Source organism: Peribacillus sp. NPDC055009 (assembly GCF_053608705.1).
The window spans coordinates 51,189-69,353 of record NZ_JBSGVZ010000004.1 but is presented as its reverse complement, the minus strand read 5'-3'; the positions used below and the strand labels follow the sequence as shown (position 1 = coordinate 69,353).

19 protein-coding genes are annotated in these 18,165 nt (G+C 42.7%); 3 read left to right on the top strand and 16 right to left on the bottom strand.

Annotated elements, in window-relative coordinates:
* Positions 1-24: 24 nt before the first annotated feature.
* Entirely contained in the window at positions 25-564 is a 540-nt protein-coding gene (gene pssA / locus ACWF5P_RS08550; protein WP_207437093.1) for a CDP-diacylglycerol--serine O-phosphatidyltransferase, read from the top strand.
* A 67-nt stretch (positions 565-631) separates the two neighbouring features.
* Here pssA and ACWF5P_RS08545 read toward each other — a convergent pair whose 3' ends face one another.
* Complete coding sequence (locus tag ACWF5P_RS08545; protein WP_452444799.1) at positions 632-2,422, bottom strand: M3 family oligoendopeptidase; 1,791 nt, start codon at positions 2,420-2,422, stop codon at positions 632-634.
* Positions 2,423-2,584: 162 nt separating this feature from the next.
* Between ACWF5P_RS08545 and ACWF5P_RS08540 the strand changes: the two genes are divergently transcribed.
* Positions 2,585-2,887 carry a hypothetical protein gene (locus ACWF5P_RS08540; protein ID WP_101222631.1) on the top strand — a complete coding sequence of 101 codons (303 nt, stop codon included), beginning with the start codon at positions 2,585-2,587 and terminating at the stop codon, positions 2,885-2,887.
* Between the two features lie 193 nt (positions 2,888-3,080).
* Here the strand turns inward: ACWF5P_RS08540 and sigK are convergent, their stop codons facing one another.
* From sigK to ACWF5P_RS08505, 7 genes are all read right to left on the bottom strand, one after another.
* A complete protein-coding gene (gene sigK / locus ACWF5P_RS08535) occupies positions 3,081-3,803 on the bottom strand; it encodes an RNA polymerase sporulation sigma factor SigK (protein ID WP_034308596.1) in 723 nt (240 codons plus the stop codon).
* Between the two features lie 659 nt (positions 3,804-4,462).
* Entirely contained in the window at positions 4,463-4,603 is a 141-nt protein-coding gene (locus ACWF5P_RS08530; protein WP_072273247.1) for a YrzI family small protein, read from the bottom strand.
* Between the two features lie 626 nt (positions 4,604-5,229).
* Positions 5,230-5,496, bottom strand: coding sequence for a YrhC family protein (locus ACWF5P_RS08525; RefSeq protein WP_230177044.1), 267 nt, complete (start codon positions 5,494-5,496; stop codon positions 5,230-5,232).
* Positions 5,497-5,609: 113 nt separating this feature from the next.
* A complete protein-coding gene (locus tag ACWF5P_RS08520) occupies positions 5,610-6,746 on the bottom strand; it encodes a bifunctional cystathionine gamma-lyase/homocysteine desulfhydrase (RefSeq protein ID WP_434167425.1) in 1,137 nt (378 codons plus the stop codon).
* 1 nt (position 6,747) lies between these two features.
* Positions 6,748-7,671 (bottom strand): pyridoxal-phosphate dependent enzyme, encoded by a 924-nt coding sequence (locus ACWF5P_RS08515; protein ID WP_434167426.1) that lies wholly within the window; start codon positions 7,669-7,671, stop codon positions 6,748-6,750.
* Between the two features lie 94 nt (positions 7,672-7,765).
* Positions 7,766-8,461, bottom strand: a complete 696-nt coding sequence (gene mtnN, locus ACWF5P_RS08510) for a 5'-methylthioadenosine/S-adenosylhomocysteine nucleosidase (RefSeq protein ID WP_101222634.1) — start codon at positions 8,459-8,461, stop codon at positions 7,766-7,768.
* Positions 8,462-8,477: 16 nt separating this feature from the next.
* Positions 8,478-9,116, bottom strand: a complete 639-nt coding sequence (locus tag ACWF5P_RS08505; protein ID WP_452444798.1) for a class I SAM-dependent DNA methyltransferase — start codon at positions 9,114-9,116, stop codon at positions 8,478-8,480.
* Positions 9,117-9,275: 159 nt separating this feature from the next.
* Between ACWF5P_RS08505 and ACWF5P_RS08500 the strand changes: the two genes are divergently transcribed.
* Positions 9,276-9,488, top strand: a complete 213-nt coding sequence (locus ACWF5P_RS08500; RefSeq protein WP_048682770.1) for a DUF2536 family protein — start codon at positions 9,276-9,278, stop codon at positions 9,486-9,488.
* A gap of 63 nt (positions 9,489-9,551) precedes the next feature.
* Here ACWF5P_RS08500 and ACWF5P_RS08495 read toward each other — a convergent pair whose 3' ends face one another.
* The 8 genes from ACWF5P_RS08495 to mltG form a co-directional block, all read right to left on the bottom strand.
* Positions 9,552-10,259 (bottom strand): YrrS family protein, encoded by a 708-nt coding sequence (locus ACWF5P_RS08495; RefSeq protein ID WP_101222636.1) that lies wholly within the window; start codon positions 10,257-10,259, stop codon positions 9,552-9,554.
* Positions 10,260-10,346: 87 nt separating this feature from the next.
* The gene (locus ACWF5P_RS08490; protein ID WP_434167429.1) at positions 10,347-12,098 is read right to left on the bottom strand and encodes a penicillin-binding transpeptidase domain-containing protein; all 1,752 of its coding nucleotides are present in this window, start codon (positions 12,096-12,098) and stop codon (positions 10,347-10,349) included.
* A gap of 119 nt (positions 12,099-12,217) precedes the next feature.
* Positions 12,218-12,694, bottom strand: a complete 477-nt coding sequence (greA, locus tag ACWF5P_RS08485) for a transcription elongation factor GreA (protein WP_101222638.1) — start codon at positions 12,692-12,694, stop codon at positions 12,218-12,220.
* Between the two features lie 304 nt (positions 12,695-12,998).
* Positions 12,999-13,637 (bottom strand): uridine kinase, encoded by a 639-nt coding sequence (gene udk, locus ACWF5P_RS08480; protein WP_034308619.1) that lies wholly within the window; start codon positions 13,635-13,637, stop codon positions 12,999-13,001.
* Between the two features lies 1 nt (position 13,638).
* A complete protein-coding gene (locus ACWF5P_RS08475; RefSeq protein WP_260358131.1) occupies positions 13,639-14,910 on the bottom strand; it encodes a peptidase U32 family protein in 1,272 nt (423 codons plus the stop codon).
* Positions 14,911-14,942: 32 nt separating this feature from the next.
* Positions 14,943-15,872 carry a peptidase U32 family protein gene (locus ACWF5P_RS08470; RefSeq protein ID WP_434167430.1) on the bottom strand — a complete coding sequence of 310 codons (930 nt, stop codon included), beginning with the start codon at positions 15,870-15,872 and terminating at the stop codon, positions 14,943-14,945.
* Complete coding sequence (locus ACWF5P_RS08465) at positions 15,859-16,524, bottom strand: O-methyltransferase (RefSeq protein ID WP_101222641.1); 666 nt, start codon at positions 16,522-16,524, stop codon at positions 15,859-15,861. The genes ACWF5P_RS08470 and ACWF5P_RS08465 overlap by 14 nt, the downstream gene beginning before the upstream one ends.
* Before the next feature lie 260 nt (positions 16,525-16,784).
* Positions 16,785-17,921 carry an endolytic transglycosylase MltG gene (mltG, locus tag ACWF5P_RS08460; RefSeq protein ID WP_434167431.1) on the bottom strand — a complete coding sequence of 379 codons (1,137 nt, stop codon included), beginning with the start codon at positions 17,919-17,921 and terminating at the stop codon, positions 16,785-16,787.
* Positions 17,922-18,165: the final 244 nt, after the last annotated feature.

Sequence of the window (18,165 nt, the reverse complement as noted above, 5' to 3'; positions counted from 1 at the left end):
GTTTCATTTGAAAGGAGTGAAAAGATGTTTTTATTACACGCCCTCGATCAAACCATTAAAAAAGTGAAAGCACAAACAGCAAATATACTTACTTTAATGAATTTATCCCTTGGTGGATTTGCAATAATTGCCGTGATGCACGGCCAATTGAATTTAAGCCTGCTTTTAATCTTCCTGGCTGCCCTTGCAGATCGCTTTGACGGTATGGTTGCACGGAAGTTCAACATTGAATCGGAATTGGGTAAGCAGCTTGATTCCATGTGTGACATCATATCTTTTGGAGTCGCACCAGCTCTATTATTATACCAAGGAATATTGATAGAATTCGGAGCACCCGGCACACTCTTCACCGTTTTCTATATTGGCTGTGGCGCATTTCGTCTCGCCCGCTTCAATATAAGTGAAAGCAATGGATATTTTACAGGAGTGCCAATTACGGTTGCGGGCTGCATCGCCACTTTAAGTTATCTCGCCATCCCGTATTTCCATCCGGTCTTTTTCTTATCCCTCATGATTATATTATCATTACTTATGGTCAGTCCATTTAAACTGAAGAAAGTTTAAATAAGAAAGCGGATGTCCTAAACCGGACATCCGCCTTTTTTTGTTCATATTCAGCCTAAAACCCATCTTATGCTTTTCGGACTAATGGGTCGGTCAAACGCATGAATTCTTCAACATCCTCCATACAGGCATTGACCGCTTCTTCCCAAAAATCCCGGGTCTCCAAATCGACGCCTAAATGTTTCTCCGCCAGATCCTCGACCTTCATGGAACCTGTATCCTTTAATAGAGCGATATATTTTTCTTCGAATCCTGCAGGTTCTTTCAGGGCATTCGCGTATATGCCTAATGAGAATAAGTAACCGAATGTGTACGGAAAATTATAAAATGGTACACCTGTAATATAGAAATGGAGCTTTGAGGCCCAGAACGTTGGATTATAATCACTTAAAGCATCGCCATAAGCTTCTTTTTGTGCATCTACCATCAGTTCATTCAATCGTTCGGCACTGACATACCCTTGTTTCCTCTCGTCATAAAACCTTGTCTCGAATAAGTAGCGGGCATGGATATTCATGAGTAATGCCACGGAACGCTGAATTTTATCTTCTAAAAGCACAAGCTTTTCTTCCTCACTGGCCGCTTCCTTCACAGCCGCATCCGCTACGACCATTTCAGCAAAGGTAGAGGCTGTTTCAGCCACATTCATGGCATATGACCGATTCAATGGATGGATATCCCTCATTGCATAAGAATGGAATGCATGTCCCAATTCATGAGCCAATGTCGATACATTGGATGGGGTGCCCGAATACGTCATGAAAATCCTTGACTGCTTATTTAATGGAAAGCCGGTGCAAAAACCTCCTGGTCTCTTACCTGGTCTGTCCTCCGCTTCAATCCAGCTGTCTTCAAAAGCTTTCTGGGTGAAGCTTGCTAATTGAGAACCGAACTTCGAGAATTGCTGTATGATGAAGCCTGCACCTTCTTGATAATCCATTACTTTGGACTGTGCCGTAACAGCAAGCGGTGCATCCAAATCCGCCCAACTTAATTTATCCTGATCCAATAACTCCGCTTTCCTTTTTAAAAACCTCACAAGCGGCTCCTTATGATCGGCAATGACATTCCACATGCTTTCGAGCGTTTCTTTTTTCATCCTCCCTATTTCAAGAGGCTCTTTCAGTATATCATCCCAGCCCCTTTTTTCATTCACACTGAGACGGAATCCAGCCAAGTGGTTCAGCGTCCGGGCAAAAAGGTCACTCTTTTCCTCCCAAGCCTGTTCCCACGCGGTAAATAATTCTTTCCTGGCCCCTTCATCAGGATCAGAAAATTTATTCGCCGCTTGGCCTACTGAAAGCTTTTCACCCTTATATGGGATGGTCATTGAACCGACGATCGTATCATACATTTGGCTCCAACCTTCGAAACCGTCCATGGCCAATTGGGTGATTAATGATTCTTCCTTTACGGAAAGCTTTTCCTTGGCCTTTTCCCGGCGTTCATTCAATACGAATTTCAATTCATTCAATGGTTCTTTTTCGAGGATTTTGTTAAAAACCGCATCATCAAGCTGTATCAACTTTTCATCCAGCCTGCTTAACACCATTTTTAGTGAAGCGACTATCTTCATTTGTTTGATCCGCAGCTGACCAGCCTTTTTATCCTGCGCATTTTGAGCTTCCAGGCATCCAATGAAGGCACTGGCCTGCGTGGATTTCATATTTGTATTTTTATAAAGATCAAATGCCTCGATTAAACTGATTTCATCATTGTCTTTTGGATTGATATTGCTTACAAGTCGGTCTAATTCTTTTACCTCTTCGTTAATTTCATCCAAAAAAATCAGGAACTCCTTAGAAGAGCTTCCTCCTTTAAAAAAAATATCCAAATCCCACGTCAAAGAATATCCCATACTAAATTGCCCCCTTTTTATCACTAATCCCATTATAGGGGTTAATTCAAAATTTTTCTAATTAAAAGGAATTTTCAGATATTTGTCAGAACATTTTTCTATATCCCAGATTAAAAGCATGTTATGATGAATATATTCTTAGGAAAGGGGTGGTTGATTCATATGAAATTCTTTATTCACATGTCTGCCATCATCCTGCTCCTTTGGACGCTGCCCATACAGTTCCATCATCATGCACAACAGCTGACCATTGAAGAACATACCGATGTTCACCATTGGGATAAGGCCGACAAGAAACAGCCTTTCGTGCCTTCCTTCAATTCCTGGCAGTCACTTATCATTGTTCTAATTTTCGAATTTTCCATTTTGAGTTTTCTTTATTTTCACTCAAATTTACGCCTGCGGTATCTCAGTCCGGTTTTTTTTCAGGCGAATTACGTAGCCCTACGCTCTGACATTTTATAAAAAAATAAAATGGAGGAGTGATTCATATGTGGTTCCGACTAATTATGATAGGGGTCTTTTCTTTAACCGCTTCACGTCTGTTCCTTTTTCAAGGAATCGAGATTTATCATGCATTTACGGATTTGATCCGAAATAAATATTAAAAAGAAGAGTGCGGGGAAATTTCCCCGCACTCTCTTTGACTTTATCATTCCTATCCTTTAGCTTTCTTTTCCTTCTCTTTTTCTGCTCTGTAAAATTCGTGGAACATCTTCATCAAGGCACGTTTTTCGATCCTTGATACATAACTGCGGGAAATGCCAAGCTCCTTAGCGATTTCCCTCTGGGTTTTTTCCTTTTTCAAATCCAGTCCGAACCTGCCTACAATGACTTCCTTTTCGCGTTCATCCAAAATATCAATATACTTTTTCACTTTTTCAATTTCCATATTGAGCTGAATCGTATCGATGACATCTTCCGATTCCGATTTCAGTACATCGATTAAACTGATTTCATTTCCTTCTTTATCCTGACCGATCGGATCATGCAGGGAAATATCTTTCTTCGTTTTCTTTGTCGCTCGTAAATGCATCAGGATTTCATTCTCAATGCATCGCGCCGCATATGTGGCCAGCTTCGTACCCTTCCCATCCGAATAACTCTCAATGGCCTTTATCAAACCAATTGTCCCAATCGAAATCAAATCCTCTGTATCTTCGCCCGTGTTCTCGAATTTCTTGACGATATGGGCAACAAGCCTGAGATTATGCTCGATCAGGATGTTACGGGCATCACCATCACCCTCACTCATAAGCTTCAGATATTTCTTTTCATCCTGAGATGACAGAGGCTGGGGAAAAGCGTTGTTTTTCACATAGGAAACGAATAAGTAAAATTCTTTGATAATATAACCGACAACTGTAAGTATTCCGGGCATTGGTTTCATCCCCCGTTTCTTTGGTTTCCCTATTCATACCTATGCAGCAGTGGGCTTGTTCGTGTCTGTCCCACTAAAAGAAATAAGGAAAGTGTTAAATGTTCAAACCAGCCTGGAGGAATTCCCAAGCGAACGAAGGCAATTGTTCATATAATGATAGGGAATTTTTTAGGGAAAGGGGGTTTTTACGATGGGATATAACTATGGACCATACGGATGCAGCTATGGTTATCCGGCTCCTGCGCCTTGCTATGCAGGGTCCGGTTACGGCTTTGGTTATGGCCTGTTTATTGTCCTCTTGATTTTGTTGCTCATTTTCGGGTTTTGGTGGTTGCCGGGATGTGGATTTGGTTATGGAGGATCAGGTCCGTGCTGCTGATTCAGGCAAAGAAAAAAACTCGGCCCGAGTGCCGAGTTTCCCCTTTTACATATCCATTTCACTACGCTTGTAGCGTCATAACAACATAACTTCAATTTTATCCCTTGGCTTCTTCCCCTGTACATATATAAACCATGGCGATGCACCGGCAAATCCGTTAGCCGGTATCCTTCTCCTGCCAATAGCAACGCTTCTCTCCTTTTACGTATAACAAGTTCAACATATTAACCTCCACCTTTCTTAATTTTTTATGAACGGAATACCAACCTCGTATTTTTTTTTAGAAAAAAGGACGATGCTTCATCGCTTTATCTAGATGTTCTTCCCGAATCTTGTGGATTCTCTCCTGCTGCAAACATTCCTCGGCAGTCATTTTTTTCATTTTAATCGTGATTGTGAAAAAAAGCATATTCAGTGTCATAATATCACCTCCTTTAAAGGGGCGGCCCAACAAAAAGGCATAAAAAGGCCGCAGAAAGTTACGTCCTCCTGCGGGTTCTTTTTGAAAATATAAAAAGGCCGCAGGATAAAACACTTCTCCCTGCGGCCGCTATGTCTGAATGATTAATAAAGCCAAATTGCTTTAGAAATATTCCGCTTGGCACAGGTCGAATGTTATTTGATTGTCATTTGAAACGGACCGGCTGATTGCGATTGCGACGACTCCATGTAGATACAATGTCATTTTCTTCGACCTCCTTTGGAATATTTTTTATTACTTGGTAAGTATATCCACAAATTCGATATTTGTAAACGGCTTTTGCCTATTTATTTGAAAATTTCGATCTTTTCACCCATTTTCAAGGGCTATTATTACCTAAATGGCACAAAGTATGATAAATCCGCCCTATTGGCAACAACACTAGAAAAAAAACCTGATCCTTTTAAAGGATCAGGTTTTTTTATGAGAGTTTGTAACGTCGATTTCCGCGGGCGGTCCGGGAGCCTCCTCGGAGCGCTTTTCCCGCAGGAGTCTCGCACAACCGCTCCAGTCAACTTTGTTTTGAAATTTAGATAAAACCCTTTTGTCTAAACTAAGGTTTGCTTTTATTGTTTTAAAGAGTCCTGGTCATCCATTTCGGCCAAGATCTTTTTATATTTTTTGGATAATGAGAAAAATACTATGGATATGCCCAGGAACGTTATTGTCGCTCCCATATAGACATATGTGTCAATGATCGCTTTGTCGCCAGAGGGAAGGATGGTTCCTAAATAGAAGAACGAACCCACACATAACAAAGTGATCGCAAATTGTTTAAAATCGACCATTTTCGAACGCAGCATTGCCGCCGTTTGTATTTTGCGGTTTCTCATGCCATTCCACCTTCTTTCAAGCTAATAAGATATCGATATCTCATTCTACCATATTTATTCCAAATTCCAGGGTGTAAATAATGGCAGTAAGCTTGGAAGCGTTCCCTCTCAGATTATCCTTGTAGCGCCTGTTCCAAGTCTTCCAACAGGTCTTCAACATCTTCCAGGCCAACTGAAATGCGAATCAACCCATCGGTTATTCCAAGCTCTGCACGGCGCTCTGCCGGAATGGAGGCATGTGTCATCAGGGCTGGAATCGAAATTAAGCTCTCCACTGCTCCCAGACTTTCCGCAAGTGTAAAGAATCTCACTTTATTCAAAACGGATGCGGCTTTTTCGGCACTGCCGACATCAAATGAAACCATACCGCCGAATCCACGCGATTGTTTTTTGGCAATATCATGATTCGGGTGGCTTTCAAGACCAGGGTAATAGATTTTCGAAACGTCTTTATGCCCGGATAGGAAACGGACGATTTCGGATGTGTTTTTTTCATGTTCTTCCATCCGGATACCCAGCGTTTTAATGCCTCGCATCAGCAGCCATGAATCCTGGGGCCCTAGCACGCCTCCTGTAGAGTTTTGGATGAAATGAAGGTCATTGCCAAGTTTTTCATCATTCACCACCACAAGACCCGCTACAACATCGCTGTGTCCCCCCAGGTACTTCGTGGCGCTATGAAGCACGACATCGGCTCCAAGTGTAAGTGGATTTTGCCAGTACGGCGTACTGAAGGTATTATCCACAATGGTAAGGATGCCGTTTTCTTTAGCTATTTTAGATACTTCCCCCAAATCGGTTATTTTCAATAATGGATTCGTCGGGGTTTCAATGAACAGCGCCTTCGTATTGTCCTTTATCTCTTTTTCGATCGAGTGTACGTCACTCGTATTGATGAACGTAGCCTCCACCCCGAAGCGGTTAAGCACTTTAGTGATGACCCGGAAAGACCCTCCATAAACGTCATCGGTCATCAATACATGATCACCTTGATTGAACAGCATCATAACAGCGGTCATCGCTGCCATTCCTGATCCGAAGGCAAAGCCTCTTTTTCCTTCTTCGAGATCCTTGATCAACTCTTCTAGGGCATGGCGGGTTGGGTTGCCTGTGCGGGAATATTCATAGCCCCGGTGATTTCCCGGTCCATCCTGTTTATAGGTGCTCACTTGATAAATCGGCACCGAAACCGCTCCTGTTTTTTCATCACCAACAATGCCGCCATGGATCAATTGTGTTTTTTTTCTCATTTTACAAACCTCCCTGATAAATTTTTTTGCTTAAGTATCGTTCACTGGAATCCGGAAATATGACGACGATATTTGACCCACGGGGAGCCTTGGCTGCTTCTTTCATGGCCGCTGCAAATGCCGCGCCCGAAGAACTGCCGACAAGGAGGCCTTCTTTAAGCGCCAATTCCTTTACCATATGGAAAGCGTCATGATCGCTTATCGTATGGATTTGGTCAAAATACGTTTCATCCATATAGGTTGGCAAAAATTCCATCCCGATACCCTCTGTTTTATGGGGTCCTGCTTTGCCGCCGTTTAAAATCGATCCTTCTGGTTCGACAATGACCGTTTTGACAGCAGTGTTCTTTTCTTTTATATATCGCGATGTTCCCATGAATGTCCCGCCCGTCCCGGCGCCGGCAACAAATACATCTACATCGCCTTCCATCTGTTCCCATATTTCAGGTCCCAGCGTTTTATAATATGCATCAGGATTGGATGGGTTGGCGAACTGCTGAGGACAATAAGATCCCGGAATTTCAGCCAGCAGCGCCTTAGCCTTGGCAATCGCACCTGTCATTCCTTCCTCTGTCGGGGTCTGGATCACATTCGCTCCAAGAGCACGCATCAATTCCTGTTTCTCTGCACTGAATTTCTCCGGAACGCAAAAAATCACGTCCACGCCACTGTTTATCGTAGCCAACGCCAATCCGATTCCAGTATTTCCGGCAGTCGGTTCGATGATCGTCCCGCCCTTTTTCACCTTCCCTGTCTGTAAAGCTTGAGCTAACAATTCCTGACCAAGCCGATCCTTCACACTGCCTCCCGGATTAAAGTATTCCAGTTTGGCAAAGATACGGACTTCATCCGGAAGCGGGAAATGGGTGATTTCCATCATCGGTGTTTCCCCTATCAACTCATGAATGTTTTTAAAGACTTTCATATTCGGACATCCTTTCATAGTTATCCTACCAATTTAATAAGGATTATGCAATAAAGAATGATCAGCGAAAAGGCTTCCGCTGATCACTTACGATTCATTTCATTTTTTCAACCATTTTCAAAATCAGTGCCGCTGAATGAAGAGCGGCAGTTTCCAGGAATTTATCAAAGGAAATATTGGACTCCTTACCTGCGATATCCGAAAGGGAACGAATGATGACAAACGGTGTTTTGAATTGGAAGGCTACCTGTGCAATGGCTGCCGCTTCCATTTCCACCGCGTATAGATCAGAGAATTTCCCTCTGACGAATTCAACCCTGACAGGATCATTCATGAAAGAATCCCCCGTAACGATCAACCCTTTCGCCACTTGAATATCCTCTATTTCTTTTGCTGCTTCTTCTGCGATTGCGAGAAGCTTTTCATCCGGGATGAAAGCTGCCGGAAGCTGAGGGACTTGACCGTACTCATATCCAAAAATCGTCACATCTACATCATGGTGGCGAACTTCCGTGGATATGACCACATCCCCTACATTAAGTGCTGGATGATATCCGCCGGCAGAGCCAGTATTGATGACTGCATCCGGTTTGAATTTTTCTAACAGGATCGTTGTTGACATTGCCGCATTCACTTTACCGATTCCCGATTTAAGCAAAATGACCTCGACACCATTCAGAGTTCCTGTATTGAACTCGGAACCGGCAATGGTCACCCGCTCCAAACCTTCCAATTTATCACGTAAAATCGTAACTTCTTCTTCCATTGCTCCGATTATGGCTACCTTCATTAGTAAAAACCTCTTCCTATAATTTTTCCGCCTCCATAATCCAGACAAATTGATTGCAGCGCTCGAAGTTCACCTTGTATCCATTTGCTTCAAGTGCTTTTTCCAAAAAAGGAATCGTAGTATAATATTCCGTTTGCAAATCGTTCGCCAAATTATGAAAGCCTGCCTGCCTTGCATCTTGAATCGCCCGTTCATGAGCTTCCCTTGATTGATACATCGTATCCGCAAACACTATTTTACCACCAGTATTCAGTAACTTTCCATAGTTGGCTATCGCTTTTTCTTTTTCTTCATCGGTTAAATGATGAAACGCATACGTGCTCACGATCGAATCGACCAGTTCCGGCTTAGGAAAATCGATAAAATCCCCATCTGCAATTTCTGTTTTTCCACGCAGCTTGCTTACCGCTATTTCCCTCATCGCAGGTGAGGGTTCAATTCCCGATACCTTTAGGCCTTTCCTCAAAAGCCTTTCCGTCAAATTCCCGGTACCTACGCCGAACTCCAGCACATGACCATGAGCCCGGTCCGTGACGCTATCCAATATCCTATCATAATGTTTAAAAACCTCTTGATACTCAATATCGTGTCCACTAACCGTATCATCATACGATTTCGACCATTCTTCAAATAAATCGATAAATTCTCTGCCCATTTTTAATCACCTTTTTATGATAAGATAATAAAACCTATAAGCATAATATGAAATAAACACAGAAACAGTTCTTGTTTTTTAGGCAAATCCATCATTCGGTTCAGATTCGGAGAAAATGGTGTTAAACTAACAATATCTAAATGTTGGAGGGGAACAGTCATGAGTTTTCAACTTGACTTAAACTTATTCGAAGATAAAATAGAATTTTTCGAAGCAGAAAGCATCAAGAATCTTGAAGAAAAAATCCAATCACAAATTGAAATCAATAAAGCGATCATGCTTCAGGTGGAATCCGTATCACACCAAATGTATGTAAGTGAGGAAGGCAGACGTTTTTATAGTGCTGTCGTCCACTTTAAAGCAAAAAAATGATCACGATTAAAAACCCCCGAAAGCGGAATTCCTTTCGGGGGTTTTATGTTTATGATTTGAACATTACCTTTTATCGTTTGTCTTCAGTTCTTCGACTTTTACAGGTTTCCAACCTGATCCGTCCACCCATTCAATATAAACACGGAAGGTTTTAGGATTATCTCCTTCAGAAACGGTTCCGATTGCGGTGTTTGACGAACCGCCGTTTTGCAGCCACCATAGCTTCATGCTGCCTTCATCGATTCCAGCTCCGCTTGCTATGGCTTTACTCATTTCATTCCAATCGACCGAGCCCTTATCAAAGCTTGTAGTGTGCTCCCCGGATTGCTCAGTTCCTACTGGTTTCCAGCCTTCACTCTTATAAGTGGCCGCAACATTGCCATCACCGCTGCCTTCCACTTCCACAAGGTCGGCATCCCCTGCTTTTTCTGGATCTGCACCATCTTCTACGTTCTCTTCTGAATCTTCCTCTGTTGCTTTACTATCTTCTTCTGCATCTTCCTCTGTTGTTGCTTCACTATCTCCTACTGCGTCTTCCTTCTCTGAATCCGTTTCTTCCTTTTTGCCAGCAGGCTTGTCCGCTACCTTCCCTGAATCTGTATCGGCGATTTGCTTTGGTTCAGTCGTGGCTTTTTTTGTTTCGGTGCCATCGTCACTTAAGAAAATCGTGACTGCGACAATGACGATTAAAATGGAAACGATGGTGATAGCAATATTATATATTTTATTTACTTTTCTTTTTTGATCTCTCTGATTAAAACGTGAGCCCAAGGTCCATTCCTCCCTTACCTTTTCTTACTGCCTCATTTTAACATGATTTAGCTAGAGATAGAAGGGAAGGGTTTCCTACACTTTTCGTCAATTCTCGCTATTGTCCTGGTCCTTGGAGTACAGGACTTTTACAATATCTGAAAAAAGAGGCGTCATGCTGGAACTGTTTTCCTTTGTTTCAAAACTTACGGTAACAAGAGCATATTTGGGATCTTTATATGGAAAGTAGCCCGCAAACCATTTATTGAGCTCCCCTTTTTCGATATTGGTCTGAGCTGTTCCGGACTTGCCGGCGACCTCAACAGGCAAATCTCTCAAGGCAGCGCCCGTCCCCTTCTCTTCCGTCACGACCTTCCTAAGAAGATGCTGCATCTTCATCGCCGTATATGGAGACAGTGTCTCGCCGCCAATACTTTGATTGGGAAAATCGACTACGGTCGTACTGTTGTTAAATTCCACCTTTGAAACGGCTTTGACCTGTTCTTTCTTGCCGCCGCGTGCAATCGTAGCCATCATATTCGCTATAGCGAGCGGTGTCGTTTGGACATCCTGCTGGCCAATTGCCGTTTTGGCAATCATTTTCGGATCTTTTTTTAAATCGTCATCATGCCAGACCTTACCGGCTTGTTCATGATGTAACTGAGTGACTTCGGTGTGATACACGTCCCCTTGCCAGCCCGTTTCACCAACCAGCCCTAACATTTTAGCATATTTATCCAAAAAGTCCGGATCCTTCTCAGATATTTCCTGTGACAATTCGGCAAACGTCCTGTTGCAGCTTTGGGCAAAGCTATTTTCAAAATTAAGCATGCCCAGTTCCCTCTGTTTATCCGTTTTCCCGTCTATCGTCAAATTACAATTAAATGTCCGGGTGTGACTAGCGGCTTCATAATCGATGGCAGCTGCTGCCGTGACCGTTTTAAAGACGGAGCCCGGTGTTTTTTGAGTCAGCATCATATTGACGGCTCCTTCGCCATTCGGATCTTTTATATTAAGCGCCGGACGTGATACCATTGCGACGATTTCACTTTTTTCAATATCGATCAGTACAAGACCGCCTTTTTTTATCCCGCGTTCATCGACGAGCTTCTCCGCTTTTTCCTGAATTTCTTTATCGATCGTCGTCACGACCTTCACCGGGTAAAGCGGATTTGCAGGTTCCACATATTTAACATCGACACCGAACATTGGTCCTCCGCTGGCGTCCACGTGAAAAACGAGCTTCGATTCCCCAGCGGAAAGCAAGAACTCATCGAAGGTCCTTTGCAGCCCCGTATTGCCTATTTTCGTTTCAGGAGATAAATTCATGTCCGGATAACGTTTTTTCTTTTCCGCATCTGATATATTCGTCGTGCCGATCAATTGCGCTGCAGGAGTTTGATCATGATATAATTTCTCGTTCACGGCAAAGACCCCGGGAATCTTCAGTTCATTGATTGCCTTCGATTGGCTGGATGACAACTCTATCGGTTCATCCCCGCCAAATACGAATGGTTCTTCCGCTTGTTCTATCGCCCGGTTTAACTCCGCTTCCGATTTGCCTATTATCGAGGCCACTTCATCTATAGGCCATGTCATTTTCTTTAAAAATGGAAATAGGACGAGCGTCGGGATTTCTTCATGTGCAAGCGGTTCTCCATTTCTGTCATAAAACTTTCCGCGTCCATCATCAATCTTTAATATCTGTGAACGCTGATTCACGCTTGCCTCTAACAGGTTCACATTATGCTTTGAAAAAGATTCTGTCGATACAAGTTGGATGTAGGCAAGCCTGCCTATGAGCATCAGCATGAAAGCGGTCAAAAAAAGAGCCAGCAACCTCATTCGTTTCTTTTTCATAAAATACACCTCGTAACCATTGTTGACGAGGTGCGAATTTTTAAACAATTTTGAACAAATTTACGGGGCATTTTTCCATAAAAAAGAGGATGCCCAATGGACATCCCTTTTGCATTTAATTAGTCGATGGAAACAATCTTGACGCTCATTTCGCCGCCAGGTGTCATGATAGATACCTTGTCGCCGACCCTTTTCCCTATCAGGCTTTTCGCGATCGGGGAATCATTGGAGATTTTCCCTTCGAATGGATCCGCTTCAACGCTTCCTACGATGGAATATGTTTCTTCGTCACCATTTGGAAGTTCAACGAATGTTACCGACTTTCCAAGTGAAACTGTATCTGTATTCGAATCATTGCCTTCAATGATTTTTGCATTACGGATCATGTTTTCGATAGTTGTAATACGTCCTTCAACGAAAGCCTGCTCTTCTTTTGCGGAATCGTACTCTGAGTTCTCGGAAAGGTCTCCAAAACTGCGGGCGATTTTGATTCTTTCCACCACTTCTTTACGTTTAACCGTTTTTAACTGTTCAAGTTCCTGTTCAAGCTTTAACTTACCTTCAATAGTCATTGGATATTCTTTTTCAATTGCCAAAACCCTTCACTCCTTCAAATTCTTTACAGCAAGCATTCGCTGTGACAAGTTTATGTACTATATAGTGCTTAACCCTGAAATCGAGTCAGAATATATAATTGCGCGACTTAAAAAGTACGCGCTTCGATACTAAGAAACATCCGTTCCTTAGTATATAAACCGACTGCGGTGTGCAGCCGGTTCGTTCTGTATCAAGAATAGAGTATTGCGTTTTCCAACATTTGTCCAGTCTTTCCCAATAAATAGTTGGGATTATTTAAATAAACGGAGGAAAATGGCACCTATCATTATTTATGCTATGTTATTACAAAAAAGACTTTTGTTCAAGGATTGTTTGAATTTTTGTCACCATGAGGTCAATTGCCACATGGTTTTGACCGCCTTCAGGAATGATGATGTCGGCATAACGCTTCGTCGGTTCTATGAATTGATTATGCATCGGCCGAACGACACTGATATATTGTTCGATGACGGAATCTATGGAACGGCCGCGTTCTTTAATATCACGGGTCATCCGACGAAGGATCCGCAAGTCTGCATCCGTATCAACATATAGCTTCATATCCATCAGGTCCCGGAGGCGCTCGTCCTCAAGCACAAGAATCCCTTCAAGGATGATGACATCCTGGGGCTCAACTGTGATGACTTCTTCCGAACGCGTATGGATCGAATAATCATAAACCGGTTTTTCTATCGTTTCATAGCGCAGCAATGCGTTAATGTGATCGATTAGCAAATCATTATCAAAGGCAAGCGGATGATCATAGTTCGTTTTCAAGCGCTCTTCAAAAGGCAGATGACTTTGATCTTTATAGTAATAATCTTGTTCGATCATCAGGATGGAATGTCCTTGAAAGAATTCAAAAATGGAACGGGTAACACTTGTTTTACCTGATCCAGACCCTCCGGTAACTCCGATGACCACTGGTTTCTTTCTTGTCATGTCAATTCTCCTTCCGCATCATATTGTTCACATAAACTCTATTATCTACTTGAATGCGGACAATTTGAAGCGGATGGCGGGCTGCCTCCAGCTCCTTACCTGACTCATCCCAGATCGTACCGATTTTTTGAGTGAAGTTTTCGATTTCCGGTCCAAAAAACTCCACTTCATCTCCAGGCTTGAAGAAGTTACGTTGCTGCATGGTAACGATTTTAGTTTCCTCGTCGTAATCAAGCACCAACCCTGCGAAGTCGAAGCGAGTCTTTACGGTATGATTCCCGAACATTTGCTGTTTATACCCAGGAATTTCACCTTCCATGAACGATGATGCCGTCTCACGATTCGCACACTTATCAAGCTCTTCCAGCCATTCTTGTTCAATCTTGAAATTGTCCGGATCGGCACAATACGCATCAATCACTTTACGATAGACGCTGACAACTGTTGCTATATAATGAATGGACTTCATTCTTCCTTCGACTTTTAAGCTGTCTATGCCAATTTCAATCATGCCTGGCAGTGATTCAATCAGCTTCAAGTCTTTTGGACTCATTGCGAATGGAGCATCTTCTTTATCGAATAAAGCCTTTTCCCCGTCTTGATCCAACTCATATAAATCATAATCCCAACGGCAAGACTGACAGCAGCCGCCGCGGTTCGAATCACGCGCCGTCATATGGTTCGAAAGGGTGCATCGTCCAGAATAGGCAATGCACATGGCTCCATGAACGAAAGCCTCGATTTCGATATCGACCTTCTCCTTCATTTCACGGATTTCATCAGCACTCGTCTCACGTGCCAAAACAACCCGCTCCAAGCCTTCCTCTTTCCAATACTGAACAGCCTTCCAGTTCGATAGCGATTGCTGTGTGCTTAAATGGATCTCGACGTTCGGAGCGACCCGTTTACAGGTTTCGATGATTAATGGATCGGCTACGATGATACCATGAACCCCAGCCTCCTGAAGTCCTTCCAGGTATTCATCCAGGCCATCGATATTTTCATTATGGGCGAAGATATTTGTCGTTACATATACTTTAGCGCCATACTTTTTAGCGAATTCGACGCCTTCCTTCATTTCCTCAAACGTGAAGTTGCCGGCATTGGAACGAAGACCATATTCCTGACCGCCAATGAACACGGCATCCGCACCGTAATGGACGGCAATTTTTAATTTTTCAAGGTTGCCGGCCGGAGCCAGCAATTCAGGTTTTTTTACAATGACTCTCTTTCCATCAACGATCTTGGAAATTTTATCAGCAATAGCATTCAAGGCTATTCCTCCTCTTTCTCTTACCCTTTTCTTTAATAAACCGATTCTTTAAAGAAGAACCCGGTATCCAACTCGCGGTTATCCGGCTGAACCGCTTTGACCTTTTCAAAGAGCTCAGATTTCATATCATCATAGCGGTCAGGGTCTTCAGCACATACGTCAATCGCTTCCCGATATAGCTTTGTCATTTCAATGATATACTCCGGTGTTTGCAATACCCCTTCGATTTTCAATGAATCGATTTCCGCTTCAACCAATTCCTGAAGTTCATCAATCATGCACATATCATTCGGACTCATGATATGTGTGCCATTTTCATCTTCATAAATCGGATATTTATTTTCACGTTCCTTATCATGCAAGAACATACTTCTATTTTCCTTCCGATTTTCCACTTCCATTGCCTTGCCTTGGTATTCAAAGTAATTACCTAGAAGCGTACGCTTCGATTGGAACATGCATGTCATGCCGTGCACTTGCACTTCAATCTCCACTTCGGCATTTTCCTTCATTTCCACTATCTCGTCCAGACTTATCTCACGGGCAGCCACTGCACGGACAGCACCGCGTTTCCCCCAGTAATTACAGGTGTACCAGTTCGTTACCGTCATCTCTGTATTCCAGTGCAGGGGCATATCAGGTGCCACTGCACGGACAGCCATCAAGACTGCGGGATCACCGAATATGATCCGGTCGGCACCAGCTTCTTTAAGGAAAGTGACATACCCTTCAAGCTCGTCCACTTTTTCATTATGAAATATGGCGTTCATGGATACATACACTTTCTTGCCCGCGGCATGTGCAAGCTCAATCGCCTTCTCGACATCTTCACGTTTGAACTCTCCTGCCAGCCTTAGTGCATAGCGTTGTTCGCCAATGACGAAGGCGTCAGCGCCTGCATCGATGAGTTCTGTTATATGATCGACACTTGTCGGAGTCACGAGTAATTCAGGCTTTTTCATTTTTGTCACCTCTATGTTTACTTATGGCCACACCATCACCAATCGGCAAAATTACGGTATCGAAATTGGGATGGTCTTGTAACCAGATGTTAAAGTCTCTGATTTTTTTAATGAGAGCACGCTTTCTTCTCGTCATTTCCATTTCTTCAATGTTTTCGGCAACCAGGCCTTTGAATAAAACATTATCAGTAATGATTATGCCAGCACCAGCCAGGAATGGTTCAAACAGCTCAAAGAATCGCTTGTACTGCCCTTTAGCTGCATCAACGAAGATGATATCAAACGGACCATGTTCCATGACTTTCGGTCCAGCTTCAAGGGCATCCCCTTCAATGAGGGTGATCCTTTCCGACAGTCCCGCCTTCTTGAAGTTAGCTCTTGCCTGCTCAATACGGGCTTCATTCCGTTCAAGTGTGACGATTCGAGCTTCCGGAAGGGTCTCAGCCATCCTTATTGCCGAATAGCCAATCGCCGAACCAACCTCCAATATCGCCTTAGGCTGATGAAGCCTTAAAATCTGAAGCAGCACCTCAATGCCTTCGGGCTCCATGATCGGCACATTATTTTCCATCGCAAAATCTTCCAACTCCTTAAGCAAACCCGTACGCTCCGGAATTAAGGAATGAAGATATTGTTCTATTTTTCCGTTCAAAACGTTTCCTCCAATTATAAGGAAAACAAAAGCGCTTGGTCAGTAACATGAAGAAATTTATAGGTCAATTTCCTCACAAGGAGCAGCTGAAACAAGTATGCTTGACGATCTACATTTCCTTATCTTTCAAAATAAAACCCGGCATTCGCCGAGTTACGTCACCGATAGGAATCGGATCTAAAATTCACTTGTACTATTCTATCATAAAAACAAGGGGAAAGTAATATCTCTCCCCCCTCAGTCTCATTGCATTTTTTTATTTATTTATTGGAAATATGCTCTGCCTTTTTGATATTGTGGTCATCCAAGGTCTTCGAGTAAAGGACTTCCCCTTCAGGTGTTGCCAAAAAGTATAGGTAATCCGTTTTCTCAGGCTTCAGTACCGCATCGATCGATGTCGTTCCGGCATTTGCAATCGGCCCTGGAGGCAGCCCCTTATTCTTATACGTATTATAAGGCGATTTCACCTCAAGGTCTTTATAATACACCCTGCTCTTATGTGAACCTTTTGCATACAAAACGGTCGGATCCGTTTGAAGCGGCATATCTTCCTCGATACGATTGTAAAAGACGGAAGCTATTTTTCCGCGATCGACCTGTGCCGTCGCCTCTTCTTCAACAAGCGAAGCGAAGGTCAGCATCTCATGTACGGAATAATCGTTTTTGCCCATCTGGGTCTCGTATGCCTGCAATGTCTCTTCGGTTTTCTTCAGCATCTCGATGACGATCGATTCCAGTGTCGGCTTTTCCTCATAAAAGTCATAAGTAGCTGGGAAAAGGTATCCTTCAAGCGGATATAAAACCTTTTCATTTTCAATTTCAGAGGTCAAGAGCTGCGGAAATTTCTCTTGCATGGAATTAACGAATTTCTTATCATTCAATTTCTTAAAGACCTTTTTCGGATCTTCACCCGTCTTCACTGCGATGATATCGGCAATTTGAACAAGCTGCTTTCCTTCAGGAATCGTTATCTTCATTGCAGCTTCCTTCATGAGTTTTCCGGTTTTGATGCTTGTGACGATATCTTCAATTGGCATGGAAGGTGATAATTTATACTCTCCTGCCTGAAAACCGGATTCATTGCGGAATTTAATATAATATTTGAATACGCGTGCGTCCTTGATTATCCCCTGCTCTTCAAGCAGCGTTGAAATTCCGTTAACGGAAGAACCGATTGGGATTTTCACTTTTTTGATGGTATCATCATCCGGATCGACTGGTTTCATGGCTGAGTTGATATATAAAAAGCCCACAAGACCAACTATCCCAATTAGTACAATAAGCGAAGCTATCGTAATCATGATGATTTTACGAACCAGCTTGGCTTCTCCTTGCTGTTCTAACAATTTCATTCGGATATGTTCCTTTTTAGATAAATTTTTATCTTTTTCATCCATGTTCATTCCCCCTGCAAACTCACACCAACTACAGAATGGTTTCTAGATGATGCTTTCTCTAATTAATCTTTGCTTCGAACATTATACTAAAATCAACAAATAATTACATGTTTTTTGCAAAACTACATTCATCAATACTCTATTTATGGCAAAAACGCACTAGTTTTGTCAATATACAGGTGTGATTTAATAGGAAAATAGTGATATCTTTGTCTAAAGTGTTTTTGAGGGTATATTGATTTCC